Here is a 17,896-nt window from a genome sequence, read left to right on the forward strand (position 1 = left end):
ATCCGCCTCCGGATCACCCGATGGCGGGGACACAGGCGCCCGGATCCGCGCCAGGGTCCGCGTCCGGCTCCGCCCCGGGACCCGCGTCGGATCCCGCATCCGGGGCCGACGGAGCGGCACTGCCGCCTTCGGCACGATCGCCTGACGCCATCACGTTCGAGCAGATCCGCGAGCGGGCCTACGAACTCTGGGAGCGCAACCACCGGCCCGAGGGCTTCGAGATCGAGTTCTGGCTGCTGGCCGAGCGGGAACTGCGCAAGGAGCGGGATCGCCTGAAGGCCGACGGGGCGCCGGCGGCCCCGAGAGCCGAGCCGCCGGCGGGCTGAGGACGTCCGATCGCCTCCTGAGACGGCCCCGGGTCGCGGCGGATCCGGGGCCGGCCCTCAGGCCTCGATCGCCGCGCGGGCTTCCTTCACCGCCGCCTCGAAGGCGACGAACGCCGTGGTCGCCGAGTCCCAGGTCTGGCTGCGCACGTGGCGGACCAGGGCGGCCGCCTGCTCCCGGGCCTGCGCCAGGGGCTTCTCGATGGCCGCCGGCCGGGTCGCGTCGGCGGGGATCCCCTCCGGCGGCGTGTCGGTCGAGCGCATGCCGACCAGGGTCGCCGCGATGGCGCGGCGCCACGCGGCGCAGTCCGCCGACAGGCGGATCACCCGCTGGTCCGCAGTGGTTCCGGTCTGCCGGTCGAGCAGCGTGCGGCCGAGATCCTCGATCCGTCCGAGCTGCGCGAGGGCGTCACCGATCTCCCGGCGGGCCTTGTCGGTCCCTTCCGCGATCCGGCCGACGTTCTGGGCGATGTCGCCGGTGGCCTGCATCTGCTGGCCGAGGATCTCCGAGGCCTCGCGCATCTGCGCGGCGACGCTCGCGACCGCGCCGCTCTCGGCCTCGACGCGGGCATTGGCCCGCACCATCGCGGCCGCGCCGGCCTCGACGGCGTTGCGGCTGCGCGACACGGCCGCCTGCATCGCGGCCATCTCCTCGCGCAGGCCGCTGACCCGCGCCCGGATCTCGTCCGTCGCCTTCGCGGTCTGCGCCGACAGCGTCTTCACCTCGGCGGCGACCACCGCGAAGCCGCGCCCGGCCTCGCCGGCCCGGGCGGCCTCGATCGTGGCGTTGAGGGCCAGCAGGTTGGTCTGGGCGGAGATCGCCGCGATTGTGCCGGCCATCTCCTCGATCCGCAGCGCGGCGGTCGAGAAGCTGTCGAGCCGGCTCCCGATCTCCTCGGTGCCCTCCTCGATCCCGCGCATGCCGTCGGTGGCCCGGTGCAGGTCGCCCACGCAGGTGGCGATGCCGGCCCGGGCCGTCTCGGCCATCTCGGCCGCCGACGAGGAGCGGGCGGCGATCTCACCCGTGGTCGCGGCGAGTTCCTCGCTGGCGGCCGCGATGAGTCGGGCCTGCTCGGCGGTGCCGGAGGCGTCGTGGGTCATCCAGCCGATCGAGGTGCCGGCGTCGGACGCGGAGGCGGACAGGCGCGCCAGGAGGGCCAGCCATTCCCGATCGACGGCCGGTTCCGTGATGGGTGGCGGTGCCGTCTCGACCGGCGCGGCAACGGTCGTCTCGACCGGTGCGGTCGCCATCACCGGGGTTGCTAGCGCGTCAGGGACCTGACGCTGCCGGCGCAAACTGAACATGCGGGCCTCTCCGACACTCTAATCGGGGCGCATGGTCACACAGAACCTTCAACCAATGGTGAAGGATAGACTAGTCTCTCGACTAGCGTTTCGGGGCACCGGTGCGGTGCAAAAGGTCTTCTGCGAGAAGTTGCGCCCCCAGATAGCGCTCTATCTGGGGGCGCAATGCTTCATTCGCCGGTCAGAGCCGCCTTGGTGCGGGACCACCAGCCGGCGCGCTTCGGCCGATCCGGATCGGACGGCGGCGTCAGCACGATGGCCACGGGCTCGGGCGCCGGCTCGGCGGGGGCGGCCTCGGGCGACGCGGCTTCGGGCGACGCGGCTTCGGCCTGCGCGCCGACGGTCTCCCGGTCGGCGGCCGGCGCCGCGGTCTCGGCCGGCGCCACCGGCAGATCCACCGCGGTCTCGGCGTCGGCGGCCGGTGCCGGCACCGCCTCGACCGCCTCGGCCACCGCCTCGGCGCTCACCGGCTCCTCCGCCGACAGGGCGACGACGTCGCCCGCGGCCTCCGAGCCGTCGTCCGTCGCGGACGCGTCGCGGGAACGGCCCTCGCTGCGCCCGCGCCCGCCCCGGCGTCCGCGGCGACGGCGACGGCCGCCCTCGTCCTCGGACCGGGACGCCTCGTCCGAACCCGCCACGGTCTCGTCGGCCGCGCCGGCCTCCGCGGCGACGGCCTCGGCTGGGGTCTCGGTCCCGACCGGCCGCTCGCCGTCCCAGTCCTCCTCGCCGCGCGCCTCGTCCGAACGGGCGCCGTCCTGCTGGTCGTCCTGATCGTCGTCGCCGCGATCGTCCTCGCCGCGATCGTCCTCGGCGCGGCCCTCCTGGCGACCGCCGCGCCGGCGGCGGCGGCGGCGCCGACGCCGGCCCTCACCCTCCTCGCGCGTCCCGTCCTCGCGGGCCTCCGCGCGGCCCTCGTCGGCCTCGCCCTCGGCGTCCGTCTCGGCCTCGGCCTCGGCCTCTTCGGCCTCCTCGTCCTCGTCGTCGAACTCCATGGCGGGCGAGATCGCCTGGGCGCGCACGCCGGTCACCGGGCCCTCCGCCCGCTGGGCCGGCTCGCCGCGGTCGAGCTGGAACGGGGTCGTGGCCGCCAGCCGCTCGTCGGCCGCGATCGTGATGGTCACGCCGAAGCGCACCTCGAGCTCGCGCAGGTGCCCGCGCTTCTGGTTGAGGATGTAGAGCGCGATCTCGGTGCGGGTGCGCAGGACGAGGTTGTGGCTCGCCGACTTGAGCAGCACCTCCTCGATCGAGCGCAGGATGTGCAGCGCCACCGACGCGGTGGCGCGCACGAAGCCCGAGCCGCCGCAATGGGCGCAGGGGATCGAGGAGGATTCGAGCACGCCGGTGCGGATGCGCTGGCGGCTCATCTCCAGGAGGCCGAAGGGCGAGATCCGGCCGACCTGGATCCGGGCGCGGTCGTTCTTCAGGCACTCGTTGAGCTTCTTCTCGACGGCGCGGTTGTTCCGCTTCTCCTCCATGTCGATGAAGTCGATGACGATCAGGCCCGCGAGATCGCGCAGCCGGAGCTGGCGGGCGACCTCCTCGGCCGCCTCCAGGTTCGTCTTGAGGGCGGTGTCCTCGATGTCGTGCTCGCGGGTGGCGCGGCCGGAGTTCACGTCGATCGAGACCAGGGCCTCGGTCGGGTTGATCACGAGGTACCCGCCGGACTTCAGCGAGACGTGCGTGGAGAACATCGCGTCGAGCTGCTGCTCGACGCCGAAGCGGGCGAAGATCGGCGTCGAGTCGCGGTAGGGCTTCACGACCTTGGACTGGCCGGGCATCAGCATCCGCATGAAGTCCTTGGCCTCGCGGTAGGCGTCCTCGCCGGCGACCAGAACCTCGTCCAGATCCTTGTTGTAGAGGTCGCGGATGGCGCGCTTGATCAGCGAGCCCTCCTCGTAGACCAGGGCGGGCGCCATGGAGGTCAGGGTCAGCTCCCGGACCGACTCCCACAGGCGCATCAGGTACTCGAAGTCGCGGGCGATCTCGGGCTTGGAGCGCGAGGCGCCGGCGGTGCGCAGGATGACGCCCATCCCCTCGGGCACCTCCAGATCCTGCACGACCTCCTTGAGGCGCTTGCGGTCGGCCGCCGAGGTGATCTTGCGGGAGATGCCGCCGCCGCGGCCGGTGTTGGGCATCAGCACCGAGTAGCGGCCGGCGAGCGACAGGTAGGTGGTGAGCGCCGCGCCCTTCGTGCCGCGCTCCTCCTTGACCACCTGCACCAGGATGATCTGGCGGCGCTTGATCACCTCCTGGATCTTGTACTGGCGGCGGTAGTGGCGCGGACGCTCGGGGATCTCGGCCAGCGCGTCGCCGTTGCCGCCGACCTGGGCGATCTTGGGCTCGGCGTCGGGATCGTCGGACTCCTCGTCCGAATCATCATCCTCGTCGGACTCGTCCTCGTCGTCCTCCGACTCGTCCTCATCCTCGTCGTCGTCGGCTTCCTCGTCGTCCTCCTCGGAGGCCTCGTCCGCCGGGTCGGCGGCGCCCGGCGCAGCGGCGGCCTCGGCCTCGCTCTCGACGGTCTCGCCCGGCGCGTCGGACACGGTCAGCGCCTCCGCCACGGCGATGCGGGCCTCGGGCTCGGTCGGGGCGTCCTCGGGCGCGTCGGACTCGGCGGCCGGCTCGGGCGCGGCGGGGGCCGCCTGCGCCTCGACCGGAGCGGACTCGGCCGCGGTCTCGGCGGCCTGCGCCGGCTCGCCATCCGGAAGGTCACCGGCTGCAGCCTCGGAGGCGAGGGCCTCCTGCACGGCCTCCGGGTTCTCGGCGAGCGTGTCGGGCTGGACGGCCGGGTCGATCCCCGACTCGTTCCGGATCTCGGCCTGATCCTCGCCCAGGTCCGCGCTCAGGTCCGCGGTCTCGGGCGCCGCGTGCGTGTCCTCGGCGCTCACGGTCTCGTCGGCGCCGCGGGCGCGGGCCTCGGCGCGGCGGCCGCGGGACCGGCGCGACGACGACCGGCGGCGGCGCTCCTCGCGCTCCCGGTGCTCCTCGGCGTCGCGGGCCTCCTCCTCGAGGAGCGCCTGACGGTCGGCCAGCGGGATCTGGTAGTAGTCGGGATGGATCTCGTTGAAGGCGAGGAAGCCGTGGCGGTTGCCGCCATACTCGACGAACGCCGCCTGGAGCGACGGCTCCACCCGGGTGACCTTGGCGAGGTAGATGTTGCCGCGCAGCTGGCGCCGGTTGGCGGCTTCGAAGTCGAACTCCTCGACCCTAGAGCCGTGGACCGTGACGACCCGGGTCTCCTCCGGGTGCATCGCGTCGATCAGCATTTTGTTGGCCATGTCGGACTCTCGGCATGGCGGCCGACGTCGTTCTCCGTGCCCGTGGTCCCGGCGGCGCCTCGCCCGACGTCAAACCTGTCGGGCGGGATGCCGGCCTCGTCGCCGAGGCGGATGGGTTCGAGGGGAAATTGCCGTCAACCGCCGTTCGGCGCCCTGGGCGCCTGGGGTTGAAACAGGCCGGGTGGACGGACGGACCGGTGCGACGCGCCTCTTGCGCCTCCGGGGCACGCGCAGCTCTATGCTGGGCCGTGCGTCCGTCCATCGTGGTCCCGACCTCGCGAAACAATCTCGGCCGGCGGGGGACCGGCCGTGAATTCCTGGGTGCGGCGGAGGAACTCCGCCGCGTCGTGCGACACCTGCCCGATCGCGGGCGGCACATGCCGCCGCCAGACGGACCGACAGGGCCCGCCGCGACACCGAGACCGCTTTCGCGAGGAATTCGGTCACGTCCGCGGGCCGTTGCGGCGACCGGCGGGACCGGAGAGGGGTCGACATCATTACAGACCGCTGCGCGGATTTGGCAAGGGTCAACGTGAATAGATGTCACGGGCCTGTCACGGTGCGCGCACTGACGGAGCGCCGCGGCCGGAGGCGCATACCTACTCCGCCGCCGCGAGCCGCGGCGTCACCCCGGCCAGCGCCGCGGGCTTCGGGCCGCCGGTCGCCCAGTCGAGCAGCTCGACCGTGTGGACGATCGGGATGCCGGTGCCCTTCCCGATCTGCGTGGCGCAGCCGATGTTGCCGGTCGCGATCACGTCGGGGCGCACACGCTCGATGTTGGCGACCTTCCGGGCGCGCAGCTTCGCGGCCAGCTCCGGCTGCAGGATGTTGTAGGTCCCCGCCGAGCCGCAGCAGATGTGGCCCTCGGGCACGTCCTTCACGGTGAAGCCCGCGCGCTTCAGCAGCGTCTTGGGCTCCAGCCGGATGCCCTGGCCGTGCTGCATCGAGCAGGCCGAGTGGTAGGCCACGACGAGGTCGGTCTCGGCCACGGGGGCCAGGTCGAGCAGCGCGAGGTACTCGGTCACGTCCTTGGCCAGGCTCGAGACCCGCCGCGCCTTCTCGGCGTAGGCCGGGTCGTCGCGGAACATGAAGCCGTAATCCTTGATGGTCGTGCCGCAGCCCGAGGCCGTGACCAGGATCGCGTCGAGGCCCTCGGCGATCTCGGCGTCCCAGGCGTCGATCGCCTGCTTGGCGTGGGCGTGGGCCGAGTCCTCCTTGCCCATGTGGTGGGTGAGCGCCCCGCAGCAGCCCTCGTTCGCGTGGACGACCTCGATCCCGTGCCGGTTGAGCAGCCGGATGGCGGCGGCGTTGAAGTCCGGCCGCAGCACGCTCTGGGCGCAGCCGCGCAGCAGGGCGACGCGCTTGGGGGCCGTCCCGGCCGCCCCCGCGCCCGCCGGCGGGAACCGGCCGGGCCGGTTCGTCGGCTCGCGGGGCGGCGTCCCGGCCGGCGCGAGGTCGAGCATGGCCGCGAGCCGGTTGCCGACCCGCGGCAGCCGGGCCACCAGTTCGCGGAACGGCGCGCCGAGCTTGGCGGCGGTGAGCGCGAGGCGGAAGCGGCCCGGATAGGGCAGGACCTGGGCGAGGAGCGCCCGCAGGAACCGGTCGTCGGCGGGGCGCGCGTAAGTCTCCTCGATATGCGCCCGAGCGTGGTCGACGAGGTGCATGTAGTGCACCCCCGACGGGCAGGTGGTCATGCAGGACAGGCACGAGAGGCAGCGGTCGACGTGCTTGACCACCTCCTGCGAGGCCGGCTTGCCGCCCTCCAGCATGTCCTTGATCAGGTAGATCCGCCCGCGCGGGGAATCGAGCTCGTCGCCGAGCAGCAGGTAGGTCGGGCAGGTCGCCGTGCAGAAGCCGCAATGCACGCAGGTCCGCAGGATCTTCTCCGACGCCGCCATGGCGGGATCGGCGAGCTGGGCGGGGGCGAAGTTGGTCTGCACGGGTTCTATCCTCGGCGCCTCGCCTCCCCGGGGGCGGGGAGGGGCGGAATCTGAAGCTTACAGTCCGGCGTACATCCGGCCGGGGTTGAGCACCCCGGCGGGGTCGTGCGCCGCCTTGATGCCGGCGGTGAGCCGCATCAGCGGCTCGGCCAGCGGCTCGAACACCGGCACGGCGGCGCGCACGGCGTCGGGCGCGCGCACCAGCGTGGCGTGGCCGCCCTGCGCCCGCACCGCCCGGCGCACCGTCTCGGCGCCGGCATCGCCCGCCGCGCCGGTGGCGAGCCAGATCAGGCCGCCGCCCCAGTCGAAGAACCAGCGCGCGTCGCGCTCGGCCGCGACCGCCGCCGCCAGGGCCGGCCCGCGGGTCGGCGCGGTCGAGATCCGCCACAGGGCGGCCTCCCGCGGCTCGGCGAGCGGCGCCGCGTCGCGCACCGCCCGCCAGAGGTCGGCGCCGGCCTCGCCGTCGACGGTCTCGGGCTGGCCGTAGCGCTTCAGCAGGCGCCGCAATTCGCCCGCGCGGTAGTCGATGGAGTCGGAGAAGCCCTCGAGGCGCATCAGGGTCCGCGCCCCCGGCGCGCCGATCCCGGCCGGCAGGTGCGCGGCCCCCGTCAGCTCGAAGGGCGAGCCCAGCGCCTCCGACAGGGCGGTCACCGCCCGCGTGTCGTCCAGGCCCGAGAAGACCAGGGTCGCCACCCGCTCGCAGGCGGGCAGCACCTTGAAGGTGACCTCGGTGAGCAGGCCCAGCGTTCCGTGGGCGCCGGCCATCAGCTTCACGAGGTCGAGGCCGGTGACGTTCTTCATCACCCGGCCGCCCGACTTGATCGCCTCGCCGCGCCCGTTGACGAAGCGCACGCCGATCAGGCTGTCCCGGGCGGCGCCGGCATTGATCCGCCGGGGGCCGGCATTGTTGATCGCCGCGACGGCCCCGAGGGTCGGCTCCCCGGCGCTGCCGTAGAGGCCGCACAGGTCCATCGGCTCGAAGGGCAGCATCTGGCCGCGGGAGGCGAGCAGCGCCTCGACCTCGGCGAGGGGCGTCCCGGCCCGGGCCGCCACCACCATCTCGGCGGGCTCGTAGAGCGTGACGCCGGTGAGCGCCTTGGCCGAGAGGGTCGCGCTGTCCTGCGCGGGCCGGCCGAGCCCCTCGGCGGTGCCGCCACCGGCGAGGCGCAGGCGCTCGCCGCGCCCGGCGGCCGCCCGCACGATCTCCCCGGCCTCCGCCTCGGTGCCGGGCTCGTACACGCCCATCGTTCCCGTCCCGGTCCTGTTTGTATCCATTCCAGGACGGGTGTCGCCGGATCCGGCGGCGGATTCAAGCCGGGGCGGAGTCGCGGGGTTTCAGAGGCGGGATTTCCACTGCGCCGCCTTCGCGTGCGCCTACTCCGCCGCGACGGTCCGCGCCGGGCGCAGGCGCGCCAGGACCTGGCGGCGCAGGCCGGCGATGTCGAAGATCCAGACCAGGGCCCCGTAGAGACCCATCCCGGCCGGGACCAGGACGGCCAGGGCGGTGGCGGGCGGCAGATGCCGGAACGGGGCAAGGGCGAGCCCCATCGCCGCGCAGGCGAGCGCCGCGACGCCGATCTGCCCCCAGGGCAGCGCGATCCGCTCCGGGCCGGTGAGGGCGCGCCAGCCGAGCCACGTTCCGGCGGCGCCGAGGCCCGCGCTCTGCGCCACCGCGACGCCGATTCCCCCCATCCGGTCCGGGAGGACCAGCAGGCCGGCGCCGTTCACCGCGAGGCCGACCAGGGCGGCGGCGACCACCGGCAGGGTCCGGCGGCGGATCTGGAAGACCGGGTTGAGGGCGTAGAACATCATCGCGAGGCAGAACAGGCCCGGCATCAGCACGGTGCTGTAGGTCTCGAACGGCCCGCGATAGGCGTCCGGCACCACCAGCCCCTGGAGGGCCGGCAGCACCGCCCAGAAGCCGGCCGCGCAGGGCGCCAGCAGGGCGAACACCGTGCCGGCATTGGCGGCGACCTGCGCCTCGGCGGCGGCGCGGCCGCTCTGCTCCTCGGCCTGCACGGCGAGCTGGAACAGCAGCAGGTCGAGGGCGGTGCCCAGCGTCATCAGCGAGCGCGAGGTGACGTCGGCCGCCAGGGCGAAGTAGCCGGCCTCGGCGAAGCCGGCCTGGCCCGCGATGGCGCCGCGGTTGACGAAGGTGAGGCACTGGTAGGCGGTGTTGGCGGCGATGAGCGGCAGGCCGTAGCGCGCGAAGACCCGCCAGGTCGCCGATAGGCGCGGCCGCTCGAGGGGCGTGCGCGGGTCGCGCAGGGGGTGGCGCAGCACTGCCACCGCGAGGAGCTGGCTGAGCCCCGCCGCCGCCAACACCCAGGCCGGCTGGGGCAGCCACCACGCCGCCGCAGCCATCATGGCGAAGGACAGGACGTTCTTCACCGCCACGAGGCCGAGATAGAGCTTGCCGTCGAACCGGGCCCGGGCGAGGGCCGCGTGGTAGTCGAACACGCCGATGCCCAGGGCCGCGAGGCCGGTGCCGCACAGGACCGCCTCGCGCCCGTCGGCGCCGCCGGCGAAGCCGAAGGCCCCGCACAGGGCCGCGGCGGCGAGCAGCAGCGCGCCGATCCGCAGGTAGGCCCGATCGAGCCCGTGGCGGATCCACGGCTCATCGACGCGCACGCGCCCCGAGTAGAACCGCGTCGCCGACAGGCGCAGCCACTCGAACAGCACCGTGTTCAGCACGATGGCGCCGGTGGTCGCGAGGGCGAACCGGCCGAAATCCGCCGGCCCCAGCAGCTTGGCGATCAGCAGGCCGAGGACGAAGTTGAGCCCCGCATTGATGACGAAGGCGACGATCACGGCCATGGACGGCGACTCATGCGCGGCGGGATTGCCCCCGCCCGTTGCGTACGCTGTAGCGCGCGAGCCGTAAGACTCCCCTAAACGGGCGAGATCGGGGCGGAGACCCGCGGGGATCCCGACACGGTCCGGTCAGGCGGCCCGGACCGTGTCGAGGAAGCCCGCGACTTCGACGGTGAGCGTCGCGGATTGCCGCGACAATGCGGTCGCCGCCGCGAGCACCGCGCCGGCGGCCCGGCCGGTCTCCTCGGCGGCCCCCGCGACGCCGAGGATGGTGAGGGTCACCGCGCCGGTGCCGACGGCCGCCTCCCCGACGTTGCGGACGATCTCCCGGGTGGCCGATCCCTGCTCCTCCACCGCCGCCGCGATCGCGCTCGCCACGCCGCTGATCTCCCGGACCCGCCCCGCGATCGCCCCGATCGCCGCGACGGCCTCGCCGGTCGCGCCCTGGATGCCGGCGATCTGGCCGGCGATCGCCTCGGTCGCCGCGGCGGTCTTTGCCGCCAGCGCCTTCACCTCGCCGGCGACGACCGCGAAGCCGTGGCCCGCCTCGCCGGCGCGGGCGGCCTCGATCGTGGCGTTGAGCGCCAGCAGGTTGGTCTGCCCGGCGATCGCCGCGATCAGCCCGGCCACGTCGCCGATCCGCGCGACCGCCCCGCTCAGGTCCCGGACGAGCGCGCCTGTCCGCCCCGCCTCGGAGACGGCCCCCTGCGCGAGCCGGGTCGATCCCTCGACCTGCCGGCCGATCTCCGCCACGGAGGCGCCGAGTTCCTCGGCCGCGGCCGCCACGGTGTTGACGTTGGCGGCGGCCTCCTCGGCGGCGGCCGCCACGGTGCCGGACTGGCTGGCGGTCTCGGTGGCGGTGGCCGTCATCGTCTGGGCCGTGTCCTGCAGCGCGGTGGCCGAGTCCGAGACCTGTGCGATGATGCCGCCGACCGTCCGCTCGAAGCGCTCGGCCATCGCCCGCAGGTCGGACCGGCGCCGCGCCTCCGCCGTCTGACGCGCCTCGGCGGCCTCGGCTTCGAGCCGGCGGCTGCGGATGAGGTTGTCCTTGAACACCTGTACGGCCCGCGCCATCGCGCCGATCTCGTTGCGATGGGCGCGCGCCGGGACCGTGACAGAGGCGTCCCCGTCGGCCAGCGCCTCCATCGTCGCGGTCAGCGCCCGGAGCGGACGCAGCACGCCGCCGAACAGGGTCCACAGGCCGAGGGCCACCAGCAGGATCACCGCCAGAAGTGCCGCCCCGCTGCGCGCGACGTCGCCCCGGGCCGCCTCGGCGAGGGCCTCGGCGCGCGCCACCATCGCGTCGAGGGCCGCGTCGCAGAGGGTCACGAGGGCGCGCTGGTTCACGGTGTTGCGGTCGCGCAGCTCCGCGAACGTGTGGCGCGGGGGCGCGTGCGTGCTGAGCGCGTCGAAGACCGCCTGCGCGATGGCCCAGGTGTCGCCCTCGAAATTGGCGGCCTTGGCCCGCTCGAACGCGGCCCGCACCGTTTCCGAGACGTCGGTCGCGGCCTCGGTCGTGCGCCGCCACGCGGACAGCAGCTCGGTCCGCTCCTCCGCCGCCGCGACCGTCTCGGACAGGGACCACGGCGTCCCGGCGACCAGCGAGGCCTGCACCCGCACCGCGACGTTGCCGCTGGCCACGCGCGTGTCCCAGGCTGCCTGCTTGAGGGCGAGAGCGCGCTGCAGGACGGGATCGGACCGGGGAATGGCCGCGTCGACCGCCTTCAGCGTGGCCGTCAGCGCCTCGAGCAGGTCCCGGAAGGCGGCCAACGCGGCGTCCCGCAGCGCCGGGTCGCGCCGGGCCTTCGGCAGCCCGAGGGCCGCGTCGATGCGGGGGCGCAGGGCCGCCATCGCCGCCTGCGCCGTGTTCAGGCGATCGAGCGTCGCGCCGACCGCCGGCTCGGTCAGATCGCTCAGGCTGCGCTGAGCCAAGCGGTAATTCTCGGTCAGCGCCTGCCGGCTGCCCGCGATGGTCGACAGGGTCTTCGCGTCCGCCGGCGCCTCACCCCCGAGGGCGAGGGTCGATCCGCGCTCCAGCCGCAGCGGCAGGATCGTCCGGAGGAGGCCCTGGCTCGCCCGAGTCAGGATCAGGGCCCTCGCGGCGCCCGTCGCCCGCGCCCGCGCGTCGACGAGCGTCCGGACCGCGTTCCCCAGCGCCATGCAGGCCATGATGACGATCACCAGGCACAGCAAGGTCCGGATCGAGAAGCGTCCCAGCCAGCGAGTCATGCGCGAGATCTCTGGATCGGCAGTGCTTCGTCTTAGGACGTCAGATTTCGACAGGCAACAGAGGGCGTATTAGCACTATTTTTGCGACGATATCGTCGGATAATCCCGAGTCTCTCGAAGTATGACCTGACGAAGATCTGAGTGTCGTCTGATCCGCGGTGCTGAAATCCGATCTTCATCTGTCGATATCGTCGCGAGCTCCGGCCGCGCGGTGGAGCCGCTTCCGCCCGCGGAACGGCGCGGGGCGGATCGGGTGCCCTGCGGTCGCGTCCGCGGCGAGGCGGAGGCCGGGCGCGGTCGGCCTGCCGGCGCCCGTCGTGAGCGCGCGGCGGCGCGGTTCGGGGCGGCGCCCTCGCCGATGACCGAGCGGGGCGCGTGGGCGGGCTCGGTCGGATCGGGCGGTCCCGCGCGGCGCCTACAGCGCGCGCTCGTAGCGCCAGGCCTCCATCCCGTCCTCGTAATAGTCCGGCCGCACGGCGAAGCGGGTGTAACCCCGGCGCTCGTAGAGGCGGATGCCGGCGCCGTTGTCGGCGCGCACCTCGAGCCGGAGCCGGTCGCAGCCCGCGGCGCGGGCGCGGGCCTCCGCGGCGTCGAGGAGCCGGCCGCCGAGGCCGAGGCCGCCGCGGTTCGGCGCCACCGCGATCGAGGCCAGCCGGGCGATCCGGCTGCCGCGCCGCCGCTCCAGCACCGCCGCGCCGACGAGCACCGGGATGGGATCCCGGTCCTGCGGGGCGATCAGGGCCGCCAGCACGTCCATGGTGGGCGAGCCGATGGCGTGGCGGATCGCCCGGCGCTCGGCCCGGTCGGTGGCGAAGGCGGCGTGCTCCAGGGCGACCAGGGCGTCGAGATCGGCGAGCGTCGCGGCGCGGATCGTCGGCTCGGGAAGCCCGTCGCCGACCGGGTTGCGCAGGGGGGCGCTCACAGGGGGGCACTCACAGGCGGGCGCTCACAGGGGGGCGCTCACGCCCGCGCCGTCGCGGTGGATCTGATCGGCCCGGCCATCGCCCGCTCGCCTGAGTACTCTGCCCCATCCGGTCAGATGCCCGCTTCTGCCCCGCTTGGGAAGCCCGCAGGGCCGCCGTCGGCGCGGTCGGGATGCGTCGTTTATGCAACGGAGCGCGCGGAGTGTGGATTGCGGGCGGAAAAGCGCGTGTTCCGGGGCGGTTTCCCCTTGTCGCGCGGGGCCCGTCTCCGTATATGCGCCCTGCCCAATTTCGCACGTGCCTGTGGCCGCGTGTCGGTTGGTGGGCATCCGGTCAACTGCCGGACAGCCGCCAGGGGTCTTAAAGGATCGATGGTCGCAAGGGTGGATCCCTACGGCCGGCATCCAGGTGGCGACACCGGACCCCGACAACAACCGGCAGCCGGAGGCGAAACCGGCGAACCCCGCTCTCCACGGGGGACGCAGCTTAAAGCAACGACGAACGGGCTTTTTTGGTCTCGTCGGCCCTCCACAGGCCGGCACCGAAGAGGCTTGTTTCTCTTTGCCCGGCGTGCGGTGGGGGTCCTCCCTTCCAATCCACGGCAGCTTCCGGGTGCTCTGCGCCCGCTCCGACGCACGCGTCTCCAAAGCGCGTGGGTCCGCGCGACGCATCGCCCCCTGACGCCGGCGGCCAGTCCTGGCCGTCATCTTCGACAGCGCGCCCCGCGTAAGGGCGCACGCGAACCCGTGCCGGGAGACGACCATGACCGACCGCATCCGTGACTACCTGCGCGTGCGCCGCGACCTCGGTCAGGACGAGGGCCCCGTGATGGTCCTCGATCTTGACGTCGTGCGCGACAACTACACCGCCTTCGCGCGCTCCCTGCCGGACACCCGGGTGTTCTACGCCGTGAAGGCGAACCCGGCCCCCGAGGTGCTGCGCCTGCTCGCCGAGATGGGCTCCTGCTTCGACACCGCCTCGGTGGCCGAGATGGAGATGGTGCTGGCCGCCGGCGCCACCGCCGACCGGATCTCCTTCGGCAACACGATCAAGAAGGAGCGCTGCATCGGCCGCGCCCTGAAGCTCGGCATCCGTCTGTTCGCGGTCGACTGCCAGGCCGAGGTCGAGAAGATCGCCCGGGCCGCCGAGGCCGTGGACGTGCCGGCCGGCGAGATCCGGGTGTTCTGCCGCATCCTGTGCGACGGCGCGGGTGCCGACTGGCCGCTGTCGCGCAAGTTCGGCTGCGTGCCCGAGATGGCCGCGGACGTGCTGGAGCACGCCCATCGCCAGGGGCTCGAGGCCTACGGCATCTCGTTCCACGTCGGCTCGCAGCAGGGCAACACCGAGGCCTGGGACGGGGCGCTCGGCTCCGCGGCGGCGATCTTCCGCGAGTGCGCGGAGCGCGGCCTCGGCCTGTCGATGGTCAATCTCGGCGGCGGCTTCCCGACCAAGTACCTCAAGGCGGTGCCGGGCGTGGAGAGCTACGGCGAGGCGATCTTCCGGGGTCTGACCAAGCACTTCGGCAACCAGATCCCCGAGACGATCATCGAGCCGGGCCGCGGCATGGTCGGCAATGCCGGCCTGATCGAGGCGGAAGTCGTGCTCGTGTCGCGCAAGTCCGCGGATGCCGACGAGGTCCGATGGGTCTACCTCGACATCGGCAAGTTCGGCGGGCTGGCCGAGACCATGGACGAGGCGATCCGCTACCCGATCCGCACCGCGCGGGACGGGGACGCGACCGAGCCCTGCGTCATCGCCGGCCCGACCTGCGACTCGGTGGACGTGCTCTACGAGCGGCAGCTCTACCCGCTGCCGGTCTCGCTCTCGATCGGCGACAAGGTGCTGATCGAGGGCGCCGGCGCCTACACCACGACCTACGCGGCGGTGGCGTTCAACGGCTTCCCGCCCCTTCAGCAGATCGTGATCTGATCGCGCGCCGCCCGGGATGCTCCGGGCGGCTCCCTTCCGAGACCGCTCCCGGCGAGCGGCAGACGGCCTTGATGGGGACGAACGGACGCCGTTCGTCCGGAACCATCCTGCGGTCATGCGGCGTTAAGGGCCGCCGTCGTTTCTGCGGAAGCGTCGGCCGGCCCTGATCGCCCGCCGGGACGATCCTTCGCTTCTCCCGCATGCCGGCCCCGGGGAGGGCCCTGTCATGATCGAGATCCGCGCGGAGCACCTGAATGACATCCCGGCGCGCGAGCGCCTGCTCGACGCGTGCTTTCCCGGCAATCGACGCGCCAAGACCTCGGAGCGCCTGCGCGAGGGGCGTCTGCCCGCGCGCGGTCTCGCCTTCGCGGCGACCCGGCGCGGTCGCCTCGTCGGCACCCTGCGGCTGTGGCACGTGGAGACCGGCGACGCCCGCCCGGCGCTGCTGCTCGGGCCGCTGGCCGTCGATCCGGCGATCCAGGGCCAGGGCCTCGGCTCTGTGATGATGCAGGCGGCCCTGGGCCGGGCCGAATCCCTCGGCCATGGCGCCGTGCTTCTGGTCGGCGACGCGCCCTACTACGCCCGGTTCGGCTTCGACCGCGTGCTCGCAGACGGACTGACCCTGCCGGGTCCGTTCGAGCGCGCGCGCTTCCTCGGCCTGGAACTGCGCGCCGGGGCGCTGGCGGGTGCCGAGGGTCTCGTCCGGGCGACCGGCGTGCTGTCGCCCGTCGATGCGGTGGCGAACGAGGCGCAGGTCGCGCGACGACGCGCCGCCTGAACGGGGCTTCGGCGCGCCGCCGATCTGAGGCGGCAAACCGTCTTTGCGAGCGCAGCGAAGCAATCCAGTCGGCGCCACGCTTCCCGACGTCGCGCTGCCCTGGGTCGCTTCGCTGCGCTCGCGATGACGGCGCGCAGCCCCGGCATGCGCCCGACGATCGCCGCGTCCACCGTCCTGGCCGGCCTCGTGCATTGCGCCGAACGGTCGCGATCCCGCATAGACGGTCCGCCGGCCTCCGGAGAAGGTTGCTCGACCGATGCAGATCGCCACGCCCTACCTGATGTTCCTGGGCGACGTGCCCGACACGCTGGCGGCCAAGACCGCCTACGGGATCAAGGATTGGCGCCCCGAATGGTGCGTCGGCCAGATGCGCTTGGCCGGCTGCGCCGCCGATCTCGGCATCCCCGACATGACCCTGCCCGAGGCCCTGGCGAAGGGCTGCCGGACCCTGGTGATCGGCGTCGTCAACGCCGGCGGCGTGCTGCCGGACCATTGGGTGAAGGAGATCGTGGCGGCGATCGAGGCGGGTCTCGACGTGGCGAGCGGCCTGCACGTGAAGCTCGGCGCGGTGCCGGCCATCGCGGAGGCCGCCGCCCGCCGCGGCCGCCAGCTCCACGACGTGCGCCACACCGATGAGCGCTTCCCCACCGGCAAGGGCACCAAGCGGACCGGGCGGCGCCTGCTCACCGTCGGCACCGACTGCTCGGTCGGCAAGAAGTACACCGTGCTGGCCCTGGAGCGCGGCATGCGCGAGCGCGGCCTCGACGCCGATTTCCGCGCCACGGGTCAGACCGGCGTGTTCATCTCCGGCCGGGGCGTCGCCATCGACGCCGTCGTGGCCGACTTCATCTCCGGCGCCGTCGAGACGATCGCGCCCGAGGCCGCGCCGAACCACTGGGACCTGATCGAGGGCCAGGGCTCGCTCTACCACCCGTCCTTCGCGGGCGTGAGCCTCGGCCTGCTGCACGGCGCGCAGGCCGACGCCTTCGTGGTCTGCCACGAGCCGACCCGCACCAATATGCGCGGCGTGAAGCACCCCCTGCCGACCATCCGGCAGGTGATCGACCTCACCGTGCAACTCGGCAGCCTGACCAACCCGGCGATCCGGCCGGTCGGCATCGCGGTGAACACCCAGGCGCTCGCCGAAGGCGAGGCCCGGGCGCTCCTCGACGCGCTCGCGGCCGAGCACGGCCTGCCCGCGACCGACCCGGTGCGCTTCGGCGTCGACGGGCTGGTCGACCGGATCGTCGCCGACTTCCCGGAGGCCTGACATGGCCCGCCGCCTGACCCTCGCCGTCGAGCACTTCCCGATCGCCGGCGCCTTCACGATCTCGCGCGGCAGCCGCACCGAGATCGCCGTCGTGGTGGCGACGATCGCGGACGGCGACGCGGTCGGGCGCGGCGAGTGCGTGCCCTATCCGCGCTACGGCGAGAGCGTCGAGAGCGTCAGCGCCCTGATCGAGGGGCAGGCGGAGGCGATCGCGGCCGGGATCGGCCGGGAGGAGCTGATGGCGCGCATGAAAGGGGGCGCCGCACGCAACGCCCTCGACTGCGCGCTGTTCGATCTGGAGGCGAAGCGCCGCGGGCGTCCCGCCTGGGCGATCGCGGGTCTCGCCGAGCCGCGGCCGGCCATCACCGCCTACACGCTGAGCCTCGGCACGCCGGAGAGCATGGCGGAGGCCGCCCGCGAGGCCGCCCACCGGCCGCTGCTCAAGGTCAAGCTCGGCGGGGACGGCGATCCGGAACGCATCGCCGCGGTGCGGGCGGGCGCGCCGGAATCCCGGCTGATCGTCGACGCCAACGAGGCGTGGCGGCCCGAGAACGTGGAAGCCAACCTCGAGGCCTGCCTGAGGGCGGGCGTCGCGCTGATCGAGCAGCCGCTGCCGGCCGACGCCGATGCCCTGCTGGCCGAAATCGCGCATCCGGTGCCGGTCTGCGCCGACGAGAGCCTGCACGACCGCGCCGGCCTCGACGCGCTCGCCGGGCGCTACGACGCGATCAACATCAAGCTCGACAAGACCGGCGGCCTGACCGAGGCTGTGCTCCTCGCCCGCGAGGCGCGGGCCCGGGGGCTCTCGATCATGGTCGGCTGCATGCTCGGCACCTCGCTGGGCATGGCGCCGGCCGCCCTGCTCGCCAACGACGCGGAGTTCGTCGACCTCGACGGGCCGCTGCTGCTGGCCCGCGACCGCGACCCGCCGCTGCGCTACGAGCGTAGCCTGATGCACCCGCCGACGCCGGAGCTGTGGGGCTAGGGCACGCGGGCAGGGCAGTCGTCTGGGGGGCTCGGGACGGCCCCGCGCGCGGTCCCGGAGGCGCCGCCCTGTGGAGATCCCGGGTGCGGAGGATAGGGATCGCCCCGCCTGTCACCGGCAGG

General features: G+C 73.7%; 12 protein-coding genes. 5 read left to right on the forward strand and 7 right to left on the reverse strand.

The features are described from left to right. The first annotated feature begins 20 nt into the window (after nucleotides 1-20). Nucleotides 21-326, forward strand: coding sequence for a DUF2934 domain-containing protein (locus ACLBXO_RS01690; RefSeq protein ID WP_447684282.1), 306 nt, complete (start codon nucleotides 21-23; stop codon nucleotides 324-326). Between the two features lie 57 nt (nucleotides 327-383). Here the strand turns inward: ACLBXO_RS01690 and ACLBXO_RS01695 are convergent, their stop codons facing one another. From ACLBXO_RS01695 to ACLBXO_RS01725, 7 genes are all read right to left on the reverse strand, one after another. Continuing rightward, nucleotides 384-1,628: a methyl-accepting chemotaxis protein gene (locus ACLBXO_RS01695; RefSeq protein WP_331313254.1), complete on the reverse strand. Its 1,245-nt coding sequence runs from the start codon at nucleotides 1,626-1,628 to the stop codon at nucleotides 384-386. 170 nt (nucleotides 1,629-1,798) lie between these two features. Next, on the reverse strand, nucleotides 1,799-4,906 hold the full coding sequence (locus ACLBXO_RS01700) for an Rne/Rng family ribonuclease (RefSeq protein ID WP_447684283.1): 3,108 nt from the start codon (nucleotides 4,904-4,906) through the stop codon (nucleotides 1,799-1,801). A gap of 599 nt (nucleotides 4,907-5,505) precedes the next feature. Further along, entirely contained in the window at nucleotides 5,506-6,846 is a 1,341-nt protein-coding gene (gene glcF / locus ACLBXO_RS01705; protein WP_447684284.1) for a glycolate oxidase subunit GlcF, read from the reverse strand. Nucleotides 6,847-6,903: 57 nt separating this feature from the next. After that, a complete protein-coding gene (locus ACLBXO_RS01710; RefSeq protein WP_447684285.1) occupies nucleotides 6,904-8,091 on the reverse strand; it encodes an FAD-binding protein in 1,188 nt (395 codons plus the stop codon). Nucleotides 8,092-8,220: 129 nt separating this feature from the next. Then, nucleotides 8,221-9,663, reverse strand: a complete 1,443-nt coding sequence (locus tag ACLBXO_RS01715) for a lipopolysaccharide biosynthesis protein (RefSeq protein WP_447684286.1) — start codon at nucleotides 9,661-9,663, stop codon at nucleotides 8,221-8,223. Nucleotides 9,664-9,789: 126 nt separating this feature from the next. Beyond that, on the reverse strand, nucleotides 9,790-11,889 hold the full coding sequence (locus tag ACLBXO_RS01720) for a methyl-accepting chemotaxis protein (RefSeq protein ID WP_331316863.1): 2,100 nt from the start codon (nucleotides 11,887-11,889) through the stop codon (nucleotides 9,790-9,792). A 415-nt stretch (nucleotides 11,890-12,304) separates the two neighbouring features. After that, nucleotides 12,305-12,811 (reverse strand): GNAT family N-acetyltransferase, encoded by a 507-nt coding sequence (locus ACLBXO_RS01725; RefSeq protein ID WP_447684287.1) that lies wholly within the window; start codon nucleotides 12,809-12,811, stop codon nucleotides 12,305-12,307. Nucleotides 12,812-13,574: 763 nt separating this feature from the next. Here ACLBXO_RS01725 and ACLBXO_RS01730 point away from each other — a divergent pair. The 4 genes from ACLBXO_RS01730 to dgcA all read left to right on the forward strand — a co-directional run bounded on the left by ACLBXO_RS01730 (nucleotide 13,575) and on the right by dgcA (nucleotide 17,774). Further along, the gene (locus ACLBXO_RS01730) at nucleotides 13,575-14,741 is read left to right on the forward strand and encodes a type III PLP-dependent enzyme (RefSeq protein ID WP_331316860.1); all 1,167 of its coding nucleotides are present in this window, start codon (nucleotides 13,575-13,577) and stop codon (nucleotides 14,739-14,741) included. A gap of 226 nt (nucleotides 14,742-14,967) precedes the next feature. Further along, the gene (locus ACLBXO_RS01735; protein WP_447684288.1) at nucleotides 14,968-15,519 is read left to right on the forward strand and encodes a GNAT family N-acetyltransferase; all 552 of its coding nucleotides are present in this window, start codon (nucleotides 14,968-14,970) and stop codon (nucleotides 15,517-15,519) included. Between the two features lie 256 nt (nucleotides 15,520-15,775). Then, complete coding sequence (gene dgcN, locus ACLBXO_RS01740; RefSeq protein WP_447684289.1) at nucleotides 15,776-16,789, forward strand: N-acetyltransferase DgcN; 1,014 nt, start codon at nucleotides 15,776-15,778, stop codon at nucleotides 16,787-16,789. Nucleotide 16,790: 1 nt separating this feature from the next. Then, nucleotides 16,791-17,774 carry an N-acetyl-D-Glu racemase DgcA gene (dgcA, locus tag ACLBXO_RS01745; protein ID WP_447684290.1) on the forward strand — a complete coding sequence of 328 codons (984 nt, stop codon included), beginning with the start codon at nucleotides 16,791-16,793 and terminating at the stop codon, nucleotides 17,772-17,774. Nucleotides 17,775-17,896 lie beyond the last annotated feature (122 nt).

This window comes from Methylobacterium sp. C33D (genome assembly GCF_053345825.1).